We start from the raw sequence: 2,161 nt of genomic DNA, 5'->3' as shown, positions 1-2,161 counted from the left end.
ATCGATCGAATCGACACGTTTCGGGTCCTCAGCGCCTTCCGGCGACCACTCTTGCCACGTCGTGCGCGGCGCGCGGCCACGGCCACGGTCGCGGACGCCCTCGAACACCTCGCCGTCGTTGTCCTCACCGGGCACGGTGCCCGCGTAGACCTCCTGGCGGTTCTGGATCGTCGACTGTGTGTACGTCAGCGCCTTGCGGGCCGCCGGCGACAGCTCCTGAGCCTCGTCGTAGACGATGTCGTTCGCCGCGAACCCTCGCCCTGATCCCTTCGACCGTGCCACGAAGCGGAGACGGTCGCCGAGCAGCTGCCCGGGGCGCGGCTTCAGCAGGATCGCTTCCTTGCCGTTCGCCGTGTAGATGTGGTCGACCATGTCCATGAGGCGTTCGTTGGCTGCGACGATCGCCGACACCTTCTCGAACGTCTCCGTCGCGGTCTTCAGCTCGTGCGCGGTGTGCAGCACCGTGCGCCGGCGTCGGTCCTCGGTCGGGAACAGGAACAGGCGGGCGAGGTCGAACGCGACGAGCGCCTCGCTCTTGCCGTTCTGGCGCGATACGAGCAGCCCGCACTCCGATGCCGCCCACTTCCCGTTCGTGTCGACGTCATGCCACGCCCAGACGACGTACTCCTGCCAGTCCTCGAGCTTCATGCCCGCCGCGGTCGCGAAATCGACCGCGAGCTCACCCCACGAGCCGACAGCGTCAGGACGAGATTCGAGGCGCGGGCGCTGGTCGCCGAGAAGCGTCACCAAGGAAGGCAAACGGATCAGCCTCCTTCGCCGCAGAACCCGCCGGAGCGGTGCCGCTGACCTTCACCAGCTCGTCGACCAGCTCCGAGTGCCGCTTCGACAGCGTCACGATCTTCATCGGGTCGACCTCAGCGATCGCCTCCATGGCCTTCTTCACGAGCGCCATGTTCGCGAGCAGCTCCGCGCGCGCATCGACGTCGACCACCGGGGCGTCAGGGAACTTCACCGAGCCACCCGGCAGCGTCACGATCGGCGCAGACTGCGCATCATCGTCACCACGACCAGACCGCTCAGCAGAATCGGCCTTCATCGCCGCCATGCACGCCTGATCGACCGCCTCACCCTTCCGCTTGTGCCGCTTGTACGCCGACAACGTGCCGCACGGAGCAGGAGGACGAGCCATACCGACCCCCAATGCGATGCGAACCAATGCGAATGCGAACAGACCCCAAAACACCCGGAGAGAGACGAGGACAGGCGGAGCGGGAGGTGGCCCTGGGTTTGGGGGGTGGGGTGTACCCCCGGGGTCAGGTGGGCTGCTGGGTGGCCTTGTGGGCGATGATCACGTGTGTGAGGTGTGTGTACCCGCGTTGCAGCTTGCGGGCGCGGAGGCGGGCGTGTAGCGCCGCTCGTAGGGTGAGGTAGCGGGCGTTGAGACGGGGCCGCGGTCGGGTGTGTTCGTCTACCCAGTGGTGAAGCGGTGAGCCGTAGCGTCGGCGTGCGGTGGTCACTGGTGGTCTCCGTTCGTGGGTGGAGTGGATCAGGCGCGGCGGGTGAGAATGCGAGCCATGATCTCTGCGCTGCTGATGAGACCGAGCCCTCGCGGGTCGCCATGCCTGGCGGTCGGGCGCTTGCGTGGTTTGCTCCACCGCTCGCCGCTGCGCTTCCTCGCCTTGCGTGCTGCGGTGCTCACGACGCTTCCCAGACCTTCGGGGCGAGGATGGCCCTCTCGTGCGTCGCGACCAGCTTGGGCCCGTCCCACTCCTCGACCACCGCAAGCGCTGCGGACGAGTACGCGCCGGGCTTCTCCGCCTCGGCTTCGAGGTGGTCGCGGGCAGCGAGGAACGTGTCGAAGACACCGAAGACGGTGGATCGGTCGTAGGACTCGTGATGGATCGTGAGGAAGTGTGTGCTCATGATGCCTCCCAGATCTCTACCTCTGCCGCGTCACTCTTGCGGCTGTTGCAGCCCAGGTGGAACGGGTGGAGGTCCTGCTTCGTCAGATGCCCGCCGTTGTTCAGCGCGATGGGGTGATCTGCGCTGAAGCTCATCGTGTCGGGGTACTCGAGGGACCAGTCGAACGGCTGTCCGCATCCGTAGTCGGAGCCGTGCCCGCAGACGAGGCTTTCACGTTTCGCGCGCCGCTTCAGCGCCTCGCGCTTGCGGCGGTAGGCCTTGTACCCGCGGCCGTGAT

The 2,161-nt window shown here is 67.0% G+C and carries 4 protein-coding genes; all 4 read right to left on the bottom strand.

Features of this window, described 5'->3' with window-relative positions:
• A partial coding sequence (locus J7E68_RS14975; RefSeq protein ID WP_215173902.1) for a hypothetical protein occupies positions 1-747 on the bottom strand: 747 nt, incomplete at its 3' end.
• Complete coding sequence (locus J7E68_RS14970) at positions 701-952, bottom strand: hypothetical protein (RefSeq protein WP_215173900.1); 252 nt, start codon at positions 950-952, stop codon at positions 701-703. The genes J7E68_RS14970 and J7E68_RS14975, both read right to left, overlap by 47 nt.
• A 704-nt stretch (positions 953-1,656) precedes the next feature.
• Positions 1,657-1,884, bottom strand: coding sequence for a hypothetical protein (locus J7E68_RS14965; protein WP_215173898.1), 228 nt, complete (start codon positions 1,882-1,884; stop codon positions 1,657-1,659).
• The coding region (locus J7E68_RS14960) for an HNH endonuclease (protein ID WP_215173896.1) at positions 1,881-2,161 on the bottom strand (281 nt) is incomplete at its 5' end. The genes J7E68_RS14965 and J7E68_RS14960, both read right to left, overlap by 4 nt.

The sequence above is a fragment of the Microbacterium sp. ISL-103 genome, assembly GCF_018613995.1.
Lineage (GTDB): Bacteria > Actinomycetota > Actinomycetes > Actinomycetales > Microbacteriaceae > Microbacterium.
The sequence above is the reverse complement of the archived record's forward strand: the minus strand, read 5'-3'. Positions and strand labels throughout refer to the sequence as shown.

Excerpts from the sequence above, each read along its gene's own strand:
- J7E68_RS14965 (WP_215173898.1), bottom strand. The coding sequence starts at position 1,884 with ATGAGCACACACTTCCTCACGATCCATCACGAGTCCTACGACCGATCC.